Annotated in this window: 17 protein-coding genes, 1 tRNA gene and 1 pseudogene; 13 read left to right on the top strand and 6 right to left on the bottom strand. The window is 72.3% G+C overall.

The features are described 5' to 3' along the window. The 3 genes and pseudogenes from ACFV7Q_RS32435 to ACFV7Q_RS32445 form a co-directional block, all read left to right on the top strand. Window positions 1-1,860, top strand: a pseudogene (locus ACFV7Q_RS32435) (hypothetical protein); the annotation flags it as partial. After that, a complete protein-coding gene (locus ACFV7Q_RS32440; RefSeq protein ID WP_385434009.1) occupies window positions 1,857-2,834 on the top strand; it encodes a hypothetical protein in 978 nt (325 codons plus the stop codon). The pseudogene ACFV7Q_RS32435 and the gene ACFV7Q_RS32440, both read left to right, overlap by 4 nt. A 61-nt stretch (window positions 2,835-2,895) precedes the next feature. After that, the gene (locus ACFV7Q_RS32445; protein ID WP_385434011.1) at window positions 2,896-4,242 is read left to right on the top strand and encodes a hypothetical protein; all 1,347 of its coding nucleotides are present in this window, start codon (window positions 2,896-2,898) and stop codon (window positions 4,240-4,242) included. A gap of 109 nt (window positions 4,243-4,351) precedes the next feature. On the opposite strand, the gene ACFV7Q_RS32450 is transcribed toward ACFV7Q_RS32445, so the two are convergent. Both ACFV7Q_RS32450 and ACFV7Q_RS32455 read right to left on the bottom strand, forming a co-directional pair. Next, window positions 4,352-4,424: transfer RNA gene (locus ACFV7Q_RS32450), tRNA-Arg, on the bottom strand. A gap of 143 nt (window positions 4,425-4,567) precedes the next feature. Continuing rightward, the gene (locus ACFV7Q_RS32455) at window positions 4,568-6,358 is read right to left on the bottom strand and encodes a hypothetical protein (RefSeq protein ID WP_385434013.1); all 1,791 of its coding nucleotides are present in this window, start codon (window positions 6,356-6,358) and stop codon (window positions 4,568-4,570) included. A 217-nt stretch (window positions 6,359-6,575) separates the two neighbouring features. Here ACFV7Q_RS32455 and ACFV7Q_RS32460 point away from each other — a divergent pair, with 217 nt between their 5' ends. Beyond that, window positions 6,576-7,466, top strand: a complete 891-nt coding sequence (locus tag ACFV7Q_RS32460; protein ID WP_385434014.1) for an FAD binding domain-containing protein — start codon at window positions 6,576-6,578, stop codon at window positions 7,464-7,466. On the opposite strand, the gene ACFV7Q_RS32465 is transcribed toward ACFV7Q_RS32460, so the two are convergent. Beyond that, the gene (locus ACFV7Q_RS32465) at window positions 7,453-8,730 is read right to left on the bottom strand and encodes a M6 family metalloprotease domain-containing protein (RefSeq protein WP_385434016.1); all 1,278 of its coding nucleotides are present in this window, start codon (window positions 8,728-8,730) and stop codon (window positions 7,453-7,455) included. The genes ACFV7Q_RS32460 and ACFV7Q_RS32465 overlap by 14 nt on opposite strands. A gap of 254 nt (window positions 8,731-8,984) precedes the next feature. Here ACFV7Q_RS32465 and ACFV7Q_RS32470 point away from each other — a divergent pair, with 254 nt between their 5' ends. The 4 genes from ACFV7Q_RS32470 to ACFV7Q_RS32485 all read left to right on the top strand — a co-directional run bounded on the left by ACFV7Q_RS32470 (window position 8,985) and on the right by ACFV7Q_RS32485 (window position 13,746). Continuing rightward, entirely contained in the window at window positions 8,985-9,647 is a 663-nt protein-coding gene (locus ACFV7Q_RS32470) for a TetR/AcrR family transcriptional regulator (protein ID WP_385434017.1), read from the top strand. A gap of 93 nt (window positions 9,648-9,740) precedes the next feature. After that, window positions 9,741-11,318, top strand: coding sequence for an MFS transporter (locus ACFV7Q_RS32475; protein ID WP_385434019.1), 1,578 nt, complete (start codon window positions 9,741-9,743; stop codon window positions 11,316-11,318). Between the two features lie 244 nt (window positions 11,319-11,562). After that, window positions 11,563-12,330, top strand: a complete 768-nt coding sequence (locus ACFV7Q_RS32480) for a dioxygenase (RefSeq protein ID WP_385434037.1) — start codon at window positions 11,563-11,565, stop codon at window positions 12,328-12,330. A 438-nt stretch (window positions 12,331-12,768) separates the two neighbouring features. After that, window positions 12,769-13,746, top strand: coding sequence for a sigma-70 family RNA polymerase sigma factor (locus tag ACFV7Q_RS32485; protein ID WP_385434021.1), 978 nt, complete (start codon window positions 12,769-12,771; stop codon window positions 13,744-13,746). Window positions 13,747-13,861: 115 nt separating this feature from the next. Here the strand turns inward: ACFV7Q_RS32485 and ACFV7Q_RS32490 are convergent, their stop codons facing one another. After that, window positions 13,862-14,884: a helix-turn-helix transcriptional regulator gene (locus ACFV7Q_RS32490; protein ID WP_385434024.1), complete on the bottom strand. Its 1,023-nt coding sequence runs from the start codon at window positions 14,882-14,884 to the stop codon at window positions 13,862-13,864. Between the two features lie 63 nt (window positions 14,885-14,947). Here ACFV7Q_RS32490 and ACFV7Q_RS32495 point away from each other — a divergent pair, with 63 nt between their 5' ends. Continuing rightward, complete coding sequence (locus ACFV7Q_RS32495) at window positions 14,948-16,546, top strand: MFS transporter (RefSeq protein WP_385434025.1); 1,599 nt, start codon at window positions 14,948-14,950, stop codon at window positions 16,544-16,546. 122 nt (window positions 16,547-16,668) lie between these two features. Then, window positions 16,669-17,694, top strand: a complete 1,026-nt coding sequence (gene pfkB, locus ACFV7Q_RS32500; protein WP_385434026.1) for a 1-phosphofructokinase — start codon at window positions 16,669-16,671, stop codon at window positions 17,692-17,694. Between the two features lie 10 nt (window positions 17,695-17,704). Here the strand turns inward: pfkB and ACFV7Q_RS32505 are convergent, their stop codons facing one another. Next, a complete protein-coding gene (locus tag ACFV7Q_RS32505; RefSeq protein WP_385434027.1) occupies window positions 17,705-18,481 on the bottom strand; it encodes a DUF6227 family protein in 777 nt (258 codons plus the stop codon). A gap of 192 nt (window positions 18,482-18,673) precedes the next feature. Here ACFV7Q_RS32505 and ACFV7Q_RS32510 point away from each other — a divergent pair, with 192 nt between their 5' ends. Further along, window positions 18,674-19,315 carry a vitamin K epoxide reductase family protein gene (locus tag ACFV7Q_RS32510; RefSeq protein ID WP_385434029.1) on the top strand — a complete coding sequence of 214 codons (642 nt, stop codon included), beginning with the start codon at window positions 18,674-18,676 and terminating at the stop codon, window positions 19,313-19,315. A gap of 109 nt (window positions 19,316-19,424) precedes the next feature. On the opposite strand, the gene ACFV7Q_RS32515 is transcribed toward ACFV7Q_RS32510, so the two are convergent. After that, complete coding sequence (locus ACFV7Q_RS32515; protein ID WP_385434031.1) at window positions 19,425-19,835, bottom strand: rodlin; 411 nt, start codon at window positions 19,833-19,835, stop codon at window positions 19,425-19,427. Between the two features lie 298 nt (window positions 19,836-20,133). Here ACFV7Q_RS32515 and ACFV7Q_RS32520 point away from each other — a divergent pair, with 298 nt between their 5' ends. Together ACFV7Q_RS32520 and ACFV7Q_RS32525 are read left to right on the top strand one after the other, a co-directional pair. After that, window positions 20,134-20,634, top strand: coding sequence for a hypothetical protein (locus ACFV7Q_RS32520; RefSeq protein WP_385434033.1), 501 nt, complete (start codon window positions 20,134-20,136; stop codon window positions 20,632-20,634). A 165-nt stretch (window positions 20,635-20,799) separates the two neighbouring features. Next, the gene (locus ACFV7Q_RS32525) at window positions 20,800-21,039 is read left to right on the top strand and encodes a chaplin (protein WP_385434035.1); all 240 of its coding nucleotides are present in this window, start codon (window positions 20,800-20,802) and stop codon (window positions 21,037-21,039) included. Window positions 21,040-21,155 lie beyond the last annotated feature (116 nt).

The following is a 21,155-nucleotide window of genomic DNA, read 5'->3' on the forward strand; positions in this document are numbered from 1 at the left end:
CGGGATTCGCGCACCGCGATGAAGGAGACGGGCAAGGCGCTCCTGGCGTGGGACCAGTGGGGGTCGAACCCGTCCCGTGCGGCCGGCGCGGTGACCTTCAACGTCCTCACCACGGTCTTCACGGGCGGTGCGGGTGGTGCGGTCGCCGGTGCGGGCAAGGCGGGTGCCGTTGCGAAGGCCTTGTCGTTCGCGGGGAAGGCGGGTCGGGCCGTCGACCCGATGACGTACATCTTCAAGGGCGCGGGTGCGGGGTTCTCGAAGATCGGTGATGTGATGGCCGGTCTGAAGGGCATGGGCAACATCGAGATCCCGAACATCAACATCGATGGTGCGGTGGCCCTGCCGGACGGGGCGAAGATGCTGCCGGACGGAACGGTCCACCTCCCCTCGGGCGCGGCCGTCCCCGAAGGCGCGATCAAGCTCCCCAACGACACCATCAAGCTCCCGGAGGGGACCGCCACCCTGCCCCCGGGCACGGTCAAACTGCCCTTCGACGGTCCGGCGAAGTACCTCGACGGCGACGGCAACTACTACAAGGCAGACGGCAGCCTCTACCAGCACATCGACGAAGCCCCGGTCGAGAAGACCCCGGACATGCCTGACGGCGCGGGCACTCCGAAGGCGGACGCCCCGAAGGCGGACTCGCCGGCCACGGTCAAGGCGGAAGACCGCGTCCTGGCCGCCGTCGGCGGCCGCGGCGACGACGTCATCCGCCTCGGCTCCGACATCTCCGACCCGGTCCGCACCGTCGGCGACCACACCCCCGGCCCCCGCCCGGACACCACCCCCGGCGGCCACGCCCCGGACAACATGCCCCGCAACAGCACGGACAACCCCACCACGAACCCGGGCGGACCCCGCCCGGAACCGCTGGCCACCGGTGGCGGCCGTGCCGACACCCCGTCCACGGGCGGGGCTCACCCCGAGACGCCCGGCGCTACGGGTCACACCGACGGCCCGGGCGGTACCGGTACCGGTCACACGGACGGCCCGGGCGGTACCGGTCACACGGACGGCCCGGGCGGTACCGGCCACACGGACGGCCCCTCCACGGGTGGCCACGAGCCGGACACGCCGGGCAGCGGGGGCACGCCTGACAACGGCCTGCCGGGCGGTGCCGTAGACGAGACGGTTCCGCCGCCGGGAGACCACGCGCCTACCGGAACGACCCCGGACGGCGCCGTCGATCCGGCCCCCATGCCGCGGGGCGGTGAACTGGAACAGGCCGTGCGGGATGCGGTGAAGGGCATGCCGGGCGCGACACGGCCGAAGCCCCCCGTGTTCGAGAGGGTCCTTGAGGTCCTCGCGGAAAACCCCCGCGGACAGCAGGTCGCCGAGATCCTCGCCTCCGGCCGCTTCAACGGCAGCGAAAACTTCGGCCAGGTGGTGTCCAGCCTGGGCGCCAAGAAGACGCACATGGCCGAACCCGGCATCGACCAGATCGTCTTCGCCGACGACCTGGCCAAGAGCGGGTTCGGCGGGGACCGGATCGACTTCGAGATCAAGAACGACAAGGGCGGCGACGCCGACGTGCGTCTCGTGGCCGACGACGGACAGGTCTTCGTCTACCAGCTCAAGCGGCTCAACAACCCTCTGGATCCGATCGCCGAAATCACCCGTGGCAAGTACCTCGGCCAGGTGACCCACTCCGTGGGCGATCACCGCGTCATGCTCGTCGACGGGCAGGGTACCGTCGCCAAGTGGATGGCCGACGGCGCTGCCGACAAGCTGATGGAGATCCACCAGAACGGCCGTGGCCGGTTCGAAGCCGGTAAGGACGTGACCTTCGTCATCAGGCTCGATGACGGAACGCTCGTCGTCCCGCCGGGCTCAAAGACCGATCCGAAGGACATGCTGTGATCACTACGGACCCTGTGGGCGAATGGTTCTGGGAGACGACGGTCGACGTCTCCGGAGGGCAGGGCGCGCGTCGAGCGTTCCAGCTCTTCGACCGGCTTCATTCCGTCGGGACGGACCTCGGCCTCTTCGACGGCTGGGGACACGGGGGAGTGAGCGTCGTCACTCTGGAGGCTCCGCGACGGGTTCGGTACGAGTGGGAGGGCCCCGGACGACCCCTCGACCGTGCGGAGGAGGCGGGCGCAGCGTGGTTCCGTCAGGAGGCGACGCTCCACCTGTGGAGCGTGCTGCCCGGCGACTGGCTGGACGCAGACGGCGCGGCCCACCGTTCGGAGCGTCTGTTCGCGCTGCGCCTGGTCGTCTGGCCCAAGGGACACGCGATCGTCTCGATCGCGGCGTACTCCGATGCCTGGATGACCCTGGACCTACGGGAACGCCCGCAGCCCGAGGTCGCCGCGGTGAACGCGCCCCGCCTGGCGGCCCTGCTCAGCGCCGTGTCCGAGTCGCTCGAAGCCGAGGTCGACCCCGGTGATCCCACGTACTACGGCCGGCCCACCGCTGCCGGCTTCGAGGATCTCGCGGAGGAAGGCACGGACTACATCGATCCCTGGAGCACCTTCGCCGTACCGGCGAGATGGCGGCGGATGCTGAACCTCCTGCCGAAGGATTACGAGCAGCAGTCGTACGAGGCGTTCACGGAAGGCCCGGTCAGGTACGTCGAGGTCCGGCGCAGCGGTCGCACCGTCGGCTACCTCTGGGCGGGGCCGGACGACGGCTCCGCCGGATACGAGCCCTGCACCGCGGCCGGGGACCTCGCCTTCACCGCCGGTGTGCCGCTCCTGCTGGCGTTCGCCAAGGCGCGTCAAGCCGGGAAGACTGCGCTGGACGCTCTGGGAGAGGCGGCTTCGGCGGAGACCGTCACGGAGATCCGGGACGTGGAATCGCTCGATGCCCTGCAGGAACTGTCCGGCCGCTGAACGGCGTTCCCGTGGAGGTGCCGTGCCGCCAGGAGCTGCGGAGGGAGGGGCAGGACCCGAAGTGACCGACGATCCTTGCCGTACCGTGCTGGAGCGGCTGCGGGCCGTCGGCTGGGAGGACGATTCCGCCGCCTTCGCCCACGCCCCTTCCCGGGCCCTCCTCATGCGCGAGTACCTGCGCCGTTCCGCCCTGTGGGCCCGGGCCTGTGGTGCCGAGGGGGCGTGGCCGTTCTTCGACGTCGCGGAGCACCTCGGGGCGGGGGCGGCGCAGCCGCCGCCCGACGTGGCGGCCGAGCTGGAGGATCTCCTGCACGGTCTCGCCCCGGCCTCGCTGCGGACCACGTGCCGCGCTGCCGTGCGCTGGGCGGCGGTACGGGATGCCGAGCAGGGCATGCCGGCCGATCTCCCGGACCCGTACGAGCCGCTGCTGCTGATGTACGAGCGCGGCGGCGGGTACTACCTGGAGGAATACGTCGACCTCAACGGCACGATGATCCGGCTGGGGAGCGTGGAGGAGAACGCCGCCGCCGCGCCGTTCCTCACGCTGGCTCCCGCCACCCTCGACGCCATGGACGCCATGGACGCCATGCAGGCCATGGACGCCGAGGGTGGGACCGCCCACGACGCCAAGGCCGACGGCGGGTGCTCCCGGGAACACCCCGGCGGCATCCTGCTGGAGCGCCTCCGGGCAGTGGAATGGGACGGGGACTGGGAGGACGCGTTCGCCCGGGTCATGTCCCGCCGTCTGCTCATGCGGGAATACCTGCGGCGGGCGGGGCTGTGGGCGCGGGCCTGCTCGGCCGAGAGCGCCTGGCCCTTCTTCGACGTCGTGGAACACGTGGACCCCGAGTTCACCCTCTCCTCGGAGATCGCCGAAGCACTCCACGAACACGTGGACGGGACGGCCGGAAGCGGCGCCGTCACACGTACCTGTACCGGCGCGGTGCGGCTGGCGGAGTACCGCTCGCAGCACCCGGACGCCTTCGCAGGGCTTCCCGACCTCTACGAGCCGCTGGTCCTCTTCTACGAGCGGGGCGGGGAGTTCCTCCAGGACGGTGCCGGTTTTCTGGACCTGGCCGGGGTGCTGATGCGCCCCGGCACCCTGCGGGGCTGCCTCGGCACCCCGGCGCTGCGCTCCCTCGACCGCGCGGTCCTCGACGCGGTCGACGCGGAGGGACGCATCACCTACTACGCGCCGGCCGACCGCGAGGGGCCGCTGTTGCGGCGGCGAGTCGTACGCGGCGGGGCACACGCGGAGGTGTTCGGCCGGGACGGCCTGCGCTGGGAGCCGGCGGGCCGACCGCTGCCCGCGTCTCCGGACCGGGCGGGGGACCTCGGCCTGGTCCGGCTGGACGAGATGGAGGCGGCCGACCTGATCGCGGCAGCCGTGGCCGAGGCCGCTCGGTAGGAGGGCATACGGAACGGCCCCGGACGTTAGGGTCCGGGGCCGTCGCGTCGACTGCGCCGCCGAGCGCCGACCCTGGAGGAGAACTCCAGGTCAGCGGCTCGTGCAGCGGTGCCCCCGGCAGGATTCGAACCTGCGACACCCGCTTTAGGAGAGCGGTGCTCTATCCCCTGAGCTACGAAGGCGTGGTCGCGGCAGCAGCCCGTAAGGGCTTGGCCACCGCGCTCAGTGTAGCGGGTGGTGCATGATCCGTACGCGGAGATTCCTGCGCGTACGGATCATGCGGTGTGCGGGCGGGGTCCGCGGTGTGCCCGCGTCTGGTGGGGGCTCAGCGCCGGTCGTACACGCCGAACATGTCGACGACCAGGTCGGTCGGCTCCCAGCCCCGGTTCCAGAAGTCGAGGAGGCTGTTGAGGCCGGTGCTGGTCTGGACCAGGTTCGAGACGGTCGTGCCCTTCGTCCAGTTGAGGTGGGAGGAGTTGGGCGGGGTCGGTCGGACGGCCTTGCCGCTGGTGTACTGGTCCCAGCTGTTCGGGTCCGGGGCGACCGTGAGGTGGCCGCTGCCCTGCGTGTTGGTGACCGTCACGTTCAGGACCGCGCCCTCGATCGCGGACTTGTCCGCGGACACCTCCTGCTTCCGGTAGTCCTGTCCGTCGACCGGCCAGTTCCACTCGCGGGTGTCCGTCAGGCGCTTCGGCGTGAGGGGCCGGTAGGCGGCCTTGCCGTCGGCGCTGTAGTAGCCCACGACGTCCACGATCACGTCGGCCGGGTTCCAGGAGCCGTTGCGGACGTTGATCCTGCCGTCCGGGCCCACCGGCACGATCACCGAGTTGGCGACCGTCTGCCCGGCGGTGAAGTTCAGGTTCGACGTGGTCGGCGTCTGCTGCCCGCTCGGGAAGAGGGTCAGGTGACCGGCTTCCTCGGGGTTGGTGACGGTGACGTTGAGGGCCACGGCCGTGACGCCGCCGGCGGGCACGCCGCCCCGGCCGGCGATCTGCGTGTCGAACGTCCGCTGCCCGGCGACCTTGCCCCGGTCGGTGCCCAGCCCCTCCCGGGTGTCGACGAGGCGGGTCGGTGCCAGCGAGGTGTAGCCGTTGGCCTCGGAGCGCGTGAAGTAGCCCGTGACGTCCGCGATCAGGTCCGTCGCGCCGGCGCTGCGGTTGGCCAGTTCGACGTAGCCGTCCTCGCTGACCGGGACGATCGCCATGTTCGGGACGGACTGTCCGGCCGCGAAGTTGACGTTCGACGTGGTGGGTTGCTCCGTGCCGGCCGCGTAGGCGGTGACGTGCCCGGCGGCGGTGGTGTTGGTGGCGGTGAGGTTGAGGGCCACGGCGGACGCCCCGGCGGGGATGCCGCCGGCACCGGCGACCTTCACGCGGGTCGTGCCGTACGGGGCGACGGCCCGGGCGCTCGGCGCGCCGGTCCCGTTGCGGGTGTCCAGGAGCCGGGTCGGCGCGTGCGGGGTGAACTCGGAGCCGGACACGACGACGTCCACGGTGTTGGTGGTCGTCAGCTTGAAGTAGCGGTTGGTCGCGGTGACGGTGACCTTGTGGGCCCCGAGCCCGGTGTAGGCGTGGTCTAGGTGCAGGAACGGGTAGTCGGAGTCCGAGAGGAGGTACTCGTTCTGGGTGCTGCCGTCACCCCAGTCGACGGTCACGTCGACCACGGACCTCATGTCGGTGATGCTCATGACGTAGGCGGTCAGCCTGATGCCGCGGGCGCTGGTGTTGTCGGCGCCCATGGTGATGCCGAGGTAGGGGTCGCCCGACGCGGCCTCGGCGCCTCCCGCGCGCTGGGCCGGGGCCGGTCCCTCGTGCGGCGCCGGCGCGCCGGACGGGGTCGTGCGGACGGCGCGCTCGGCGGGGCTGAAGAAGGTGGACTTCTCCAGCTCGGCCTTCGTCACCGCGGCCTTCGACCCTTCGGCCCCGGTCTTCCCCGTGCCGGCCCCGGTGTTCCCCGTCCCGCTCCCGGTCTTCCCCGTCGCGGTCTTCGCGGCGCCCGCCTTCGCCGGGTCGGGCGTGGCCGTCGCGCCGGGGGTGCGGTCGGCGGATGGTCCCGCCGCCTGTGCCACGCCCGGTACGAGGCCCACGGCTGCCGCGACGACGGCAGCGGAAATCATGATGCGGTGACGGTGCACCGGCCCCCCAAGTATTTCTTGAACTCGTTCAGAAAGGTCATGATCACCGTACCTCCTCTCCGCACCGACCGCGCCATCCGCCCCCACCGCCGTGTCGGCGGAAAACTCCGGGATCCGGTTTGGGGGCCGGGCGTGTGGTCCATGGGTTCCGTAGAGGGCGGGGCGTTCTGGCCTCCCCGCGACGAATGCGAGCCGGACCATGGAGTTCCTGCGTCCCGCCACCTGGGAAGAGGCCCTCGCAGCCAAGGCGGAGCATCCCGCGGCCCTGCCGATCGCCGGAGGGACCGACGTGATGGTCGAGATCAACTTCGACCACCGCCGGCCCGAGTACCTCATGGACCTCACCCGCATCGGACTGCTCTACGCGTGGGAGACCGGGGAGGCCACCACCGTCCTGGGCGCCGCCGTCCCGTACACGGTCGTCGTCGAGCAGCTGCGCGGCCCGCTGCCCGGGCTCGCCCTCGCCTCGCACACCGTCGCCTCACCGCAGATCCGCAACCGCGGCAGCGTCGGCGGCAACCTCGGCACCGCCTCCCCGGCCGGCGACGCCCACCCCGCGCTGCTCGCCGCCGGCGCCGAGGTCGAGGTGGAGTCCGTACGGGGAACGCGGCTGATCCCGATCGACGCGTTCTACACCGGCGTCAAGCGCAACGCCCTCGCCCCCGACGAGCTGATCAAGACCGTCCGGATCGCGAACGCCACCGGGCCCCAGCAGTTCTCCAAGGTGGGCACGCGCAACGCCATGGTCATCGCCGTCTGTGCCTTCGGGATGGCCCTGCACCCGCGGAGCCGGACCGTCCGGACCGGGATCGGGTCCGCCGCACCCACCCCGGTGCGGGCCGCGGCAGCCGAGGAGTTCTTGTGCGCGGCGCTGGAGGAGGGCGGGTTCTGGGAGTCCGGGCAGGCCCTCGCGCCCTCCGTCGTCCGGCAGTTCGGTGTTCTCGCCGCCGCGTCCTGCAACCCGATCGACGACGTCCGCGGCACCGCGAAGTACCGGCGCCACGCCGTCGGCGTCCTGGCCCGGCGGCAGCTGCTGTGGACGTGGGAGGAGTACCGCAGCACCCGCGGACAGCGGCTCACGGGCGGGTGATCCGCACCTGGAAGCTGCCGTTGCGCAGCTCGCCCACCACCGACACGCTGATGCCCGCCTTCTCGTCGGTGAAGGTTTCGCCCGACTGGAACGGCGCGTCCGACAGCTCCCCGTGCACGTTGGGCCGCCGCGTGCAGCCGCCGCTGCCGGCCGCGCTGTCCAGGACGGTGACCGGGCCCTGCCCGGTGTCGACCAGCGAGTCCACCTTGTAGATGAGGACGCCCGGTTTGCAGACGGCCTCGTCGTTCCCGGCTCGGGTCCGTACCTCCACCGCGTACCCGGAGCTGTCCGACAGCGGGATGAAGGCCAGCTTGGTGCCGCCCTCGACGGCGAGCGGCGACAGGACGTGGTCGCTGACGCCGGAGTTCGAGGCGCAGCTGATCTGCGTGCTGTCGAGCCAGCCCAGCTTCCATTTGTGCCAGCCCAGCAGGTCGTTGTTGGCGCCCCAGTCCTCGCTCATGATGTCCCAGTGCCCGACCGCGCCCCCGCCGTCGGCGGTGTAGAGGTCGGGCAGGCCGAAGACGTGCCCGTTCTCGTGCGGCAGTACCCGGTAGCCGGTCTCCCGGTAGGTGCCGGAGCCGTCGTCCTGCCGGCTGTAGACGAAGGACGTGTTCGCGAGCGGCACGCCGTCCGCCACCGGGGCCTCCGCGTTGCCGGAGAAGGTCACGGACAGCACGGTGTCCAGGGCCGACGGTCCGGCGTTCGGCGTGACCAGGATGTTGACCAGGTCGTAGGCGCGGAAGTCCACATCGGGGTCGGCGGCCTGCGCGATGTGCTCGACGAGCTGCCGGTAGCCCGGCTCGTAGGGCGACCCGCGCTCGATCCCGTACGCCGCGAACGGCATCGGCATCCGCAGCCACGTCTTGATCGGTGCCTCGGCCCGGTAGCTGAGCCGGCCGTAGGAGCTGGTCCGGAACCACTCCGCGGTCTGGGGGAAGAACTCCGCCAGCCGGTCGAGGGCCGTTCCCTCGCCCTTGGCGTCCGGGAAGTCGACCATCAGGTTCAGTGCGCGGACCTCGCCGGTCGAGCGGGAGTACCCGGGCGGTGTCGGCAGGCCCTCGGACATCTGCACACCCGTTGCGCCGGCTATCCGGCAGGGCGCGAGCGCCGACTCGGCCGCCGTGGCGGCGGGACCTGCTGCGGACCGCCCCTGGCCCCCCAGCCCGGTGCTGGCGGTGGCGGTGACACCGAGGGCCAGCGCGGTGAGGCCGATGTAGGCGCCGGCGCGGTGTGGTCTGCGTATCCGGTGGCGGGTCTGCGGCATGGAGATCGCCTTCGGGTCCGCGGCAGCCGGCCGGACCCGGACTGCGCTCCGTGCGATCACCCTCCGCCGGGCGTGGCGCGGCCGCGCGTCGGGTGCGCCGAACGGGAACGGGAGTGTGGCCCAGGTCACTCGGAGGAGTGAAATAACCGGGGACGCAATCCCCGTTTGGAAGGATGTCCCCGAAAGCGGGGACCGGCTCCCCGTTTCGGTGCGGTGGGCCGGTCCGTACGGAGTCCAGGTCGAGGAGGCCGCGCATGAAGAGCAGCGCCAGCACCGCCAGCACCACTTCCGCTGCGGCCCCGCGCCCCCGCGCCGACGCCGTGCGCAACCGCGAGCGGATCCTCGTGGCGGCGCGGGAGGTGTTCGTCGAGCACGGCTCCGGTGCGCCGTTCGACGAGGTCGCCCGCCGGGCCGGCGTCGGCAACGCCACCGTGTACCGCCACTTCCCCGACCGCGCCACCCTGGTCCACCACGTCGTGCTGTTCGTGATGGACCGGGTCACCGTCGAGGCGCAGCGGTCGCTCGCCGAAGAGCCCGACGCGTTCGCCGCGTTGTGCCGCTTCACCCACACCGCCGCGGACGAGCGGATCGGCGCCCTGTGCGCCATGCTCAGCGGCGACTTCGACCGCGAGCACCCCGAACTGCTCTCCGCTCGCGACCAGTTGGCGGAGGCGGTCGAAGGGCTGCTGGCCGCCGGCCAGGGCGCGGGCCTGATCCGGGCCGACGTCGGCGTCGGCGACCTGATGGTCGCCCTGTCGCAGCTCAGCCGCCCCCTCCCGGGCGTCACCTGCACGGACGTGGACACCTTCGTCCACCGCCATCTCCAGCTCCTCCTCGACGGGTTGCGGGCCCCGGCCCGCTCCGTGCTGCCCGGCGGGGCGGCCACCCTCGACGACCTCAGGCAGAAAACCGTGTGACGTTCCGGGCAGGGCCCGTTAGCGTCGTAAATCCCTTCCAACTACGCCATATCCGTCATTCCGCACGCTGAAGACTGTGAAGTGGGTACCCCCATGCCGAAAACGGCCGCGACAAGCGCCCCAGCCCCGCCCTCGCCGGCGCCGGCTGCCGATCCCAACCGCTGGAAAGCGCTCGTCTTCATCGCCCTGGCGCAGCTGATGGTCGTCCTCGACGCGACGATCGTGAACATCGCGCTGCCTTCCGCCCAGACCGACCTCGGCATCTCCGACGGCAACCGCCAGTGGGTCATCACCGCCTACGCGCTCGCCTTCGGCGGCCTGCTCCTCTTCGGTGGCCGCATCGCCGACAAGTGGGGGCGAAAGAACGCGTTCGTCGTGGGGCTCGTCGGCTTCGCCCTGGCCTCCGCCCTCGGCGGCGCCGCCACCGGCGAGGCGATGATGCTCGGCGCCCGCGCGCTCCAGGGCGCCTTCGGGGCCCTGCTCGCCCCGGCCGCCCTGTCCCTGTTGGCCGTCATGTTCACCGACGCCACCGAGCGGGCCAAGGCCTTCGGCATCTACGGGGCGATCGCGGGCGGCGGCGGCGCCGTCGGCCTGATCCTCGGCGGCTTCCTCACCGAGTACCTCAACTGGCGCTGGACGTTCTACGTCAACATCCCGTTCGCCGTCGTCGCGGCCGCCGGCGCCTGGCTGGCCATCCGCGAGCCGGCCGGGGGCCGCAACCGCGCGCCGCTCGACGTCCCCGGCGTCGTCCTGTCCACGCTCGGTCTCGTCGCCCTGGTGTACGGGTTCACCCGCGCCGAGTCGGCCGGCTGGACGAGCGGGGTGACCGTGGCCGTGTTCGTCGCCTCGGCGGCCCTGCTGGCGGCCTTCGTCGGCACCGAGGCCCTGGTGAAGTCCCCGCTGCTGCCGCCGCGCGTCCTGCTGGAGCGCAACCGCGGCGGTGTCTACCTCTCCCTCGGCCTGGCCGTCATCGCGATGTTCGGCCTGTTCCTGTTCCTCACCTACTACCTGCAGGTCGTGAAGGGCTTCTCGCCGGTCAAGACCGGCTTCGCCTTCCTGCCGATGATCGCCGGCATGATCGCGGGCTCCACGCAGATCGGCGCCCGCCTGATGACCAGGGTCCCGCCGCGGCTGCTGATGGGGCCGGGCTTCCTGGTCGCCGCCGCCGGCATGCTGATGCTCACCCAGCTGGAGGTCGATTCGTCGTACCCGGCGCTGATCCTGCCGGCGCAGCTGCTGCTGGGCCTCGGCATGGGTACGGCGTTCATGCCGGCGATGTCCCTGTCCACGCACGGGGTGGCCGCGGCCGACGCCGGTGTCGCCTCCGCGATGGTCAACACCTCGCAGCAGGTCGGCGGCGCGATCGGCACCGCCCTGCTGAACACCATCGCCGCCTCCGCGACCACCGCGTACCTGACCGACCACGCGGCCGAGGCGTCGGCGGGCGGGGCCGCGGCGCAGCTGGTGGGGGCCCGGGCGATGGTGGAGGGCTACTCCACCGCCATCTGGTGGGCGGTGGGCATCCTCCTCGTCAGCGCGGCCGTGGCCGTGACCCTGATCAACACGGGCCGTCCCGGTGCCGGCGGCCCGGTCGCGTCCGGCGGGTCCGGCGGGTCCGGAGCCGGGGCCGGGTCCGAGGCCGGCGTGAAGGTCCCGGTGATGGCCCACTGACGGGCCGCGGGGCGCCCGGGGGAGTGACGGTCCGGGAATGAGGGAGGACCTCGCGTCGTTCAAATTTGAACGACGCGGGGTCCGTCTCGTCCCGGCCCCGTCAGGACGAACGAGGAGCGCCACCGTGACCACCACCCCGCCCCCGCCCCCGCCCGCAGCCCCCTCGGACGCGGCCACTCCGCACCCGGCCGCCACCGCCACCGCCGCCGCCGGCGCGGCCTCCCCGGCTCCGGCCCCGGGCCGCATGCCCACCCTCTACCTGAGTCACGGCGCGCCCCCGCTCGCCGACGACCCGGTCTGGCCCGGCGAGCTCGCCGCCTGGTCCGCCGCCCTGCCCCACCCCCGGGCGGTCCTCATGGTCTCCGCGCACTGGGAGGAGGCCCCTCTCGCCCTCGGCGCCACCGAGCGCGTACCGCTCGTGTACGACTTCTGGGGCTTCCCCGAGCACTACTACCGGGTCCGCTACGACGCCCCCGGCGCCCCCGACCTCGCCGCCGCCGTGCGGGGGCTGCTGCGCGCCCCCGGCACCCCCGTCCAGGACCTCCCGGACCGCGGCCTCGACCACGGGGCGTACGTCCCGCTCGTCGAGATGTACCCGCGGGCCGACGTCCCGGTGCTCCAGATCTCCCTGCCGACGCTCGACCCGCGGCGCCTGATGGACGTCGGCCGCAAGCTGGCCCCCCTGCGCGACGCGGGCGTCCTGATCGTCGGCAGCGGCTTCTTCACCCACAACCTGGCCGCCCTGCGCCACACCGGGCCCGGCGTGCCGGCCTGGTCGGCCGAATTCGACGACTGGGGCCGCGAGGCGCTGGAGGCCTGCGACGTGGACGCCCTGTTGGACTTCGAGGCCAAGTCGCCGGCGGGCCGCCTCGCCCACCCGCGCACCGAGCACTTCGCCCCGCTCTTCGTCGCCCTCGGCGCGGCCGACGCCGCCGGCGACCTGGGTCGCCGTACGGACGCGGTGGACGGCTTCTGGATGGGGCTGTCGAAGCGCTCGGTCCAGTTCGGCTGAGTCCGGCTCCCGAGGGTTCGCCGCTGCCCCGGTGGCCCCGGGTTCCGCCCGCCGGGGTCCGGTGCCGGTCCGCGCAACCAGAAGCCGTCGGGAGTCGTCTTCGGGGGCAGGAGTGCTTCCGCCATCCGTGTGACAGCGGTCTCACGGGCGCTGTGCCGGCCCGGTCCGCGCACGGCGGGCGAGGGCTTTCCGATCATCCTCGTCCCCCTGCCTGACCTGCGACTCCTCGCGCTCCGGCGGAGCCGGGGCCGCCGTCTGTCCGGGGTGTGGCGGGGCAGGGTACTGCAAGATCGCGAAAAAGAGGGACCGGCGTGGGAATTCTGTCCTGATTCCAGCCGTTGTCTCCCATGGATGCGGGCACTCGGGAGAGTGTCCGGGGACGCAGAGCCGCGTTCCAGCAGCCGCACCGCGACCTAACACGTTTGCAAGGGAGCACGCATGGCAACCCGCGCCGTCGCCCGCCAGCAGTCCGAGGGCAGCGCCCGCGCTGCGGGCGGGGAGATCGCCGACCGCGACCTGGTCGGCATGTACCTGGACGAGATCGCGCGCACCCCGCTGCTCGATGCGGCCAAGGAAGTGGAACTGTCACAGATCATCGAGGCGGGCGTGTACGCCCGGCAGATCCTCGACGGTGAGGTGGAACGCGGCGGGGAGTCCCCCAGTCGCGAGGAGCTGGAGGTCCTGGCTGCCGAGGGCGAGCGGGCCAAGGAGATCTTCATCCGCTCCAACCTGCGTCTCGTCGTGGCCGTCGCCCGCAGGTACCCGCGCAGCGGCCTGCCCCTGCTCGACCTGATCCAGGAGGGCAACGCGGGCTTGGTCCGCGCGGTCGAGAAGTTCGACTACACCAAGGGCTTCAAGTTCTCGACGTACGCGACGTGGTGGATCCGCCAAGCCATCACGCGGTCCATCGCCGACCAGTCCCGCACCATCCGCCTCCCCGTCCACCTCGTCGAGGAGCTCGGTCGGATCCGGCGCATCCAGCGGGAGTTCAACCGGGAGAACGGCCGGGAACCCGACCACGCGGAGATAGCCGCCGAGCTCGGCGCGACCGAGCAGCGCGTGAGCGACGTGTTGGACTGGGCCCGCGACCCGGTGAGCCTGAACATGTCCGTGGACGACGAGGGCGAGACGCAGTTCGGCGACCTCCTGGAGGACACCTCGGCGATCTCCCCAGAGCAGTCCGTCCTCTCCCTGCTGCGCAGCGAGGAGTTGGAGGACCTGCTGGGCAAGCTCGACCAGCGCACGGCGTCGATCATCAAGATGCGGTACGGCATCGACGACGGCCGGGAGCGGACCCTGACGGAGGTCGGCAAGCAGCACGGCCTGACCCGCGAGCGGATCCGCCAGATCGAGAAGCACGCCTTGCTGGAGCTGAAGCGCATGGCGCGCGACACGGGCTTCGACGCAGTGGCTTGATCGACGCAGTGGCCTGACGGGCCCGGGCCCCTCGGGCCCGCACCCGACCGGTACCAGCCCCCGGTGCCGCCCCCCTCCAGGCGCCGGGGGCGTCCCCGGCCGCCCGCCGCCCCCCCTACCCGGCAGCCGCCGTCCCGGTCGCGGCCCGCGCGCCCGCCGCCGCCCCCGCGCCCGCCGCCAGCCGCCCGGCCAGGCCGCGGGCCGCCTCGGCCAGGAGCTCCGGGGCGTGCACCGCGAACGGCAGTCCGGTCAGCGCCAACCGGGCCGCGAGCCACTCGGGCGACTCCCCGGTCTCGAACCGCACCAGGCAGCGCGGCCGCCCGCCGGCCCCCGCGGCCCCGTCCGTGCCCCCCTCCACCGGTACGGCGTGCCGCTGCAGCCAGCCGGGCAGCTCCCCGGCCGCCACGGCGAAGCCGACCTCCACCGCGTACGTCTGCCGACCGTGCAGCCCCCGGCGGACGAACTCCACGGCGTCCATCGGCAGCTCGCGCGGGGCGAACCGGGCGCCGGTCGCGAAGGGCTCCGCCACCCGGTCCACGCGGAAGGTCCGCCAGTCCTCCCGGTCCATGTCGTAGGCCACCAGGTACCACCGGCTGCCCGTGCTCACCAGCCGGTACGGCTCGACCAGCCGCCGCGTGCCGGCCCCGTCCCGCGCCCGGTACGCGAACCGCAGCCGCTCCCGCCCGGCCACCGCCGAGGCCATCGTCGTCAGCGTGTGCGGGTCCACGGTGGCCCCGTCGCCGCGGGTCACCGCGCTCGTGGCCGACTGGAGCGCGCCCACCCGGTGCCGCAGCCGACCCGGAAGCACCTGCTCCAGCTTGGCCAGCGCCCGTACGGAGGCCTCCTCGACGCCCTCGACGGCGTGCCCGGCCCCCGCCCGCAGCCCCACCGCGATCGCGACGGCCTCCTCGTCGTCCAACAGCAGCGGCGGCATCGCCGCCCCCGCCACCAGTCGGTACCCGCCCTCCGAGCCCAAGGTGGCCTCCACCGGATACCCGAGTTCCCGCAGCCGGTCGATGTCGCGGCGGATCGTGCGGGTGCTCACCCGCAACCGCTCCGCCAGTTCGCTGCCGGGCCACTCGCGCGGGGTCTGCAACAGGGACAGCAGGGTGAGGAGCCGTGCCGGGGTGTCGGTCATGGGACCCAGGCTGCCAGCAAAATAGGACACCATCTGACCTAGACGCGGTCTAGGTTTCTCTCCATGAGCAGCGAGACGACCCAGACATCGCCCGGAGGAAAGACCGGGCCCGCATCCGGGGAGCGGAATTCCGCCCTCGCCGAGGCAGAGGCGCCGGCATCCACCCCCGCAGCCGCACCCGTCTCACCCGCCCCGGACGCCCCCGCCGACCGCCGCCGCTGGCTGGCGCTCGCCATCGTGATGACCGCGGCCTTCATGGACCTGGTCGACGTCACGATCGTCAACATCGCGATACCGAGCATGCGCGGTGACTTCGGCGCCTCGACCAGCGCCATCCAGTGGATCACCGCCGGCTACGCGCTCGCCTTCGCGGCCGGTCTGATCACCGGCGGCCGCCTCGGCGACATCTACGGCCGCAAGCGGCTCTTCCTCATCGGTATCGCCGGCTTCACCGTCGCTTCGCTGCTCTGCGGCATCGCCCCCGACCCCGACGTGCTCGTCGCCGCCCGCATCCTCCAGGGCGGCATGGCGGCCATGATGGTCCCGCAGGTACTGGCGATCATCCACGTCACCTTCCCGCCCCACGAGCGCGGCAAGGTCTTCGGCATGTTCGGCGCGATCGTCGGCCTCGGCGCCGTCTCCGGCCCGCTGCTGGGCGCCCTGCTGACCCAGTGGAACCTCTTCGGCCTCGAATGGCGCCCGATCTTCCTGATCAACCTGCCCGTCGGAATCGCCGGCGTGCTGCTCGGCCGGGCCTTCATCACCGAGTCCAAGGCCCCCACGGCCCTGCGCCTCGACCTGGTGGGCGTCGTCCTCGCCACCCTCGGCCTGGTCATGCTGATCTTCCCGCTGACCCACGGCCGGGAGAACGACTGGCCGCTGTGGGGCTTCGTCTCCATGGCCCTGGTGCCCTTCGTCTTCGTCGCGTTCATCGCGTACGAGAAGCACAAGATCCGCAAGGACGGCTCGCCACTGGTCGAGCTCTCCCTCTTCAAGATCAAGAGCTTTGCGGGCGGTATCGCCGTCCAGCTGACCTTCGGCCTCGCGACCGGCATCTTCTTCCTGGTCTGGACGCTGTACATGCAGATGGGCCTCGGTTGGAGCGCCCTGCGGGCCGGCCTCACCGGCGTTCCGTTCTCCATCGCCGTCTCGGTCGCCGCCGGCATGTCGGTGCAGAAGCTCGTCCCCCGCTTCGGCCGCAAGGTGCTCCAGGCGGGTGCGCTGACCATGGCCGCGGGCATCCTGCTCTACATCTGGGAAGCGCAGCACTTCGGCATGGAGATCACCTCCTGGCAGATGGCCGCCCCGCTGGTCGTCATGGGCCTCGGAATGGGCCTGATCGTCGCCCCGCTCACCGACACGGTGCTGTCCCAGGTGCCGCGCGAGCACGCCGGCTCCGCCTCCGGGCTGATCAACACCACCGGCCAGATGGGCAACGCGCTGGGCCTCGGCCTGACCTCGGTGGTCTTCTTCGGGCAGATGGACGACGACTCCGTCTTCGGGCCGCCGTACGTGGAGGCGTTCCGCGGGGCGCTGTGGTGGATCGTGGCCGTACTGGTGGTGATCTTCGCAGTGATGTTCATGCTGCCGCGCACGTCGGTGTCGCCGGAGCAGCGCGAGGGCGCCGTCGAGCAGGCCCCGGAGAAGGTTCCGGCCGCGTAGCCGGTCCGTAGCGGCCCCTTGCGCACGGGCACGTCCGCTCCTTCGGGCGGACGTGCCCGTTCCTTTTGATTCCGGGCATAACGGGCGTACGGTGAGGGAGATTCCAAGGGAGCCGTGCCCGAATGATCCTCACCGTCACCCCGAACCCCTCCCTCGACCGGACGTACGAGGTCCCCGCGCTGGAGCGGGGCGCCGTGCTGCGCGCGGCCGCCGACCGGCTCGACCCGGGCGGCAAGGGGGTCAACGTCTCGCGCGCCGCAGCCGCCGCGGGCGTCCGGACGACGGCGGTGCTGCCGCTCGGCGGCCCGGCCGGCACCCTGCTCGCCGAACTCCTGGCCGCCGAGGGCGTCGACGTCACCGCCGTCTCGATCCTCGGGCGGACCCGCTCCAACGTCTCGCTCGTCGAACCGGACGGCACCCTCACCAAGGTCAACGCCCCCGGCCCGGTCCTCACCCCGGCGGAATCCGCGCTCCTGCTGGACACCGTCCGCACCTGCGCGGGCAACCCCGACTGGATCGCGGCCTGCGGGAGCCTGCCGCCCGGCCTGCCGCCGAACTGGTACGCCGAACTGGTCGCCCGGGCCCGTACGACGGGCGCGCGGGTCGCCCTGGACACCTCCGGCCCGGCCCTGGCGGAGGCGCTGCCCGCCCGCCCGGACGTGGTCAAGCCGAACGCGGCCGAGCTCGCGGAAGCGGTGGGCCGCCCCCTGTTCACCCTGGGCGATGTGGCGGCCGCGGCGGAGGAGCTGCGCTCCCGGGGAGCGGGCGCCGTCCTGGCCTCGCTCGGCGCGGACGGGCAGCTACTGGCCTCGGCCCACGGGATCCTGCACGGCTCCGCCCCCGTGGCGGCCGTCCGCAGCAACGCGGGCGCGGGCGATGCCGCCCTGGCCGGCTTCCTCGCCGCCGGTGGCAGCGGTCCGGAGGCCCTCGCCTCCGCCCTGGCCCACGGCGCGGCCGCCGTCCGCCTCCCGGGCAGCGCCATGCCGACCCCCGCGGACCTGCGCCCCGAGGCCGTCCGCATCACGCCGCGGCCGCTCCTGGACCGGTACCTGACCGAGCCGGCCGTACCGGGCCGTGCCACGGTGCGGCTCGAACCGCCGGCCGGGCCGGTGGACCCGACGGGCCCGATCGAGCCGACCGCCGTCTGACGGCTGCGCCTCAGCCGTGCGCGCGGACCTCCATCGCACCGCGTGCCGCGGCCTCCGTCTCGTACACCTCGCACATGTGGCGCCCGTCCGGCGTCGCCGTGTGCTCGACCTCCCACAGGCTCGTCTCGCTGCCGTCCAGCAGGACGAACGCGTGCTCGTACAGCCGGAACCCGGCGTCCCGCCCGTCTGCCAGGCACTGCAGGGTGCCGAACGCCTGCGTGATCCGGTGCGCGTACGCCGACTTCAGCAGCAGCGCCGTCCGCTCCCCGGGCCGGTCCGGGTTCTCGGCGCGCCGCAGGACCCGTCGGGCGTGGTCGGCCGACTGCTCCACCGCGTACTCCCGGTACCGCTGCGCCGCGGTCGGGGCGGTGAGCAGGGCGCTCAGCGCGGCCGCGTCCCGGTCCGCGGCCTCCGGCTCCTCCTCCGGGTCGAACGCCGAGGGGTCGAAGGCCTCCTCCTCCGGGGTCTCGCCGAACAGCCGGGCCACGGCCAGGCGGGCCTCGACGCGGCTCGTGAAGACCTCGTGCCGTATGGTCCGGTCGCCCTCGTGCCGGTACACCAGCTCCCACAGGGACGCCGAACCGCCGTCGGAGAGCAGGTAGGTGTGCCGGTGGGTCTCCCGCCACCGCCCCGCCGCCGGGCTGTGGCTCGTGGTGTACAGCGAAGAACTGTGGGCGAGCGCCGTCCCGAGGCGCTCGACCAACCGGTCCGGCAGGTCATAGGAGTTGAGGGCGCGGCCCAGGAGTCGCTCGAGGTGCGCCTCGGTTGTCTCGTACGGATCGCTCAAGGTGGGTCTCCAGGCCGTCGCAGCATGTGACTTCGCGGAAGCTCAACGTAGCCCCTGGCTCTGACATCACGTCCGGGGTTCGGTAAAACGTCCGGGAAGCAACGGGGGTTCCCGCCACCCCTTCAGGTCAACTCGTGGCGGAATCCTCAGGGTTCGCCCGGGTCTGTCCAGGAGTGCGGGACCATGGGCGGTATGGCTACGAAAACAGTGGGCGTCCCCCGCCAGCAGGGGCGGCCCAGCACTCGACACGAGGGCGAACCGGCCGCTGTGCCAAGGACGTTGGCCTGGCTGCTGGTCCTCACCGGGGCCGCCGGGGTGCTGGCCTCATGGGTGATCACCCTCGACAAGTTCCTCCTGCTCCAGGACCCGGACTTCAAGCCGGCCTGCAGTCTCAACCCGGTGGTCTCCTGCGGCAGCGTCATGCAGAGCGAGCAGGCGGAGGTCTTCGGCTTCCCCAATCCCATGCTGGGGCTGGTCGCGTTCGGGGCCGTGGTGTGCGCCGGCGTGGGGGTGCTGGCGGGCGCCCGGCAGCGGAGCTGGTTCTGGCTGGGACTGAACGCCGGCACGGCCTTCGGCGTCGGCTTCTGCACCTGGCTGATGACCCAGTCCCTCTACGAGATCAACGCGCTGTGCTTGTGGTGCTGTCTGACCTGGGTGGCGACGCTCGTGATGTTCTGGGCGGTCACCGCGCTCAACGTCCGCACCGGGGCGCTGCCCGCGCCCGGGCCGGTGAAGGGCTTCCTCACCGAGTTCGGCTGGGTGCCGCCCGTCCTGCACACCGGCGTGATCGGGATGCTGGTCCTGACCCGGTGGTGGGAGTTCTGGACGAGCTGACGGCGGCCGGGCGTGCACGAGGGCCCCGGCAGCTGGACGCTGCCGGGGCCCTCGTCACATCGCTCCACGGGCGCAGGCCCGGACCGCAGTGGGCAAGGGGGAGCGGAGATCAGCTGCCGATGGAGGCGTTGCCCGAGAGGATCGGGATGTTGTCCAGGATGTGCGACAGCGCCTCGTCGCCCTTGGCCTGGGTGGAGTTCTCGACGCACTGCTGGTTCATCGGGTTGGACAGGAGGTTGACGTCCTGGACGCCGATCTGCAGCGCGGCGAGGACGTTCTGGAGGTTGACCTTCGCGGGCAGGCCGATGCAGGGCTTGTTGAGGGTGCCCTGGACCAGGCTGAGCTGCGGGCTCATGTCGCCGGCCGTCTTCTGGTTGCCGTAGATCTGCTGGGAGCCGTTGCCGTTGACGGTGTTGATCCCGTTGTCGTTGCCAATGGCCATGGCCGGAGCGGCAAGAGCAGCGCCCGCACCGACGGCGGCGGCGGTGACCGCGGCAGCAGTCATGATCTTCTTGAGCATGATTGGTCCTTTTGTCGCACGAGTGCCCGCTAGTGGAGCGCCCTGGTCAACTGCCCTTCGGCCCGTTGGTTCCGTGGCTTCACTCGAACGGCCCGCGCCCGCAGGGGGATTCCCCGGCCCGGGTGAGTCCGCCCCGGACGCGTGCACGAAGCCCGTACGCGGCCCGGAGCAACTGCCGTGCGGGGACTGGTCCTGCGTTCGGACGGGCTCCGGTTGCGCTCCGTGCAGGCTGTCGCGACGGTGGGCAATGAAGCGGATCGCTCGGGTCCGTTTCTATGCGACCAGCAAAGGAACCCCCATGCACCGCTCCACGCCGTCCCGTCTCCGCGCCCGCATCCTCGTCCCCCCGGCCCTCGTCGCCGTCATACTCACCGGGGCGGTCGCCCCCGCCGTCGCCGCGGACGGTGAGACCGCCGCGTCCTTGCGCACACGAGTGGCAGCGGCCCAGCAGAAGGTGGAGCAGCGCCGGGCCGCGGCACCGGCCGGTCCGATCGACGACCTGCTCACGGGCATCTCCGCGACGCTGGAAGGCCTCCTGCAGAGGCTGCAGGGACTTCTGCCGGGAATCACGCTTCCGCCGATCCGGCTCCCGGCGCTCCCCGCCGTGCCCGCTGCGCCCGCTGTGCCGGCCGTGCCCGCCGTTCCCCCCGTCCCGGAGTTGCCGGTCACGATCCCGGGCGTGCCCGTCACCGTCCCGCCGGCGGACAGTGCGCCGGTGGCCCCCGGGATTCCCGAGATCCCGGACATCCCCGAGATCCCCGAGATCCCCGAGGTCCCGGACGTGCCCGCGCTCCCGTAGCGTGGCAGGCCGCCACGGGGCGGTCGGCCGAACACCAGGTGTGGGCAAGGCGATTGGGCTGAACAGGTTTGATCGCGTGCAGGCCGTGTCCGTCGGGCGGTCCGGACCGTTCTCTCGGTGTGAGCCCCGGTCGGGGCAGAACATCGAACAGAAGGTGCACTTCCCATGAACTCTGCCAAGAAGGCCGCCCTGGTCCTGGCCTCCGCCGGTCTCGCCGCAGCCGGCGCCACGGGAACCGCGTTTGCCGACGCCACGGCCGAGGGTGCGGCCGTGGGCTCCCCCGGTGTCCTCTCGGGCAACGTCGTGCAGGTGCCGGTCCACGTCCCGGTCAACGTCTGCGGCAACACCATCAACATCATCGCCCTGCTGAACCCGGCGTTCGGCAACACCTGCGTCAACGCCTGAGCCTGACGCTGCGTCGACGGCACGTCCGACCGTGGGCGCCACCGGCCCCCCCCGTTGCCCCCCCCGGTGATCCCGTCCGGCTCCCGACAGGTCAGGAATGGGTTCCGCCGCCGGTG

The sequence above is a fragment of the Streptomyces sp. NPDC059851 genome, assembly GCF_042732005.1.
Classification (GTDB): Bacteria; Actinomycetota; Actinomycetes; order Streptomycetales; family Streptomycetaceae; genus Streptomyces.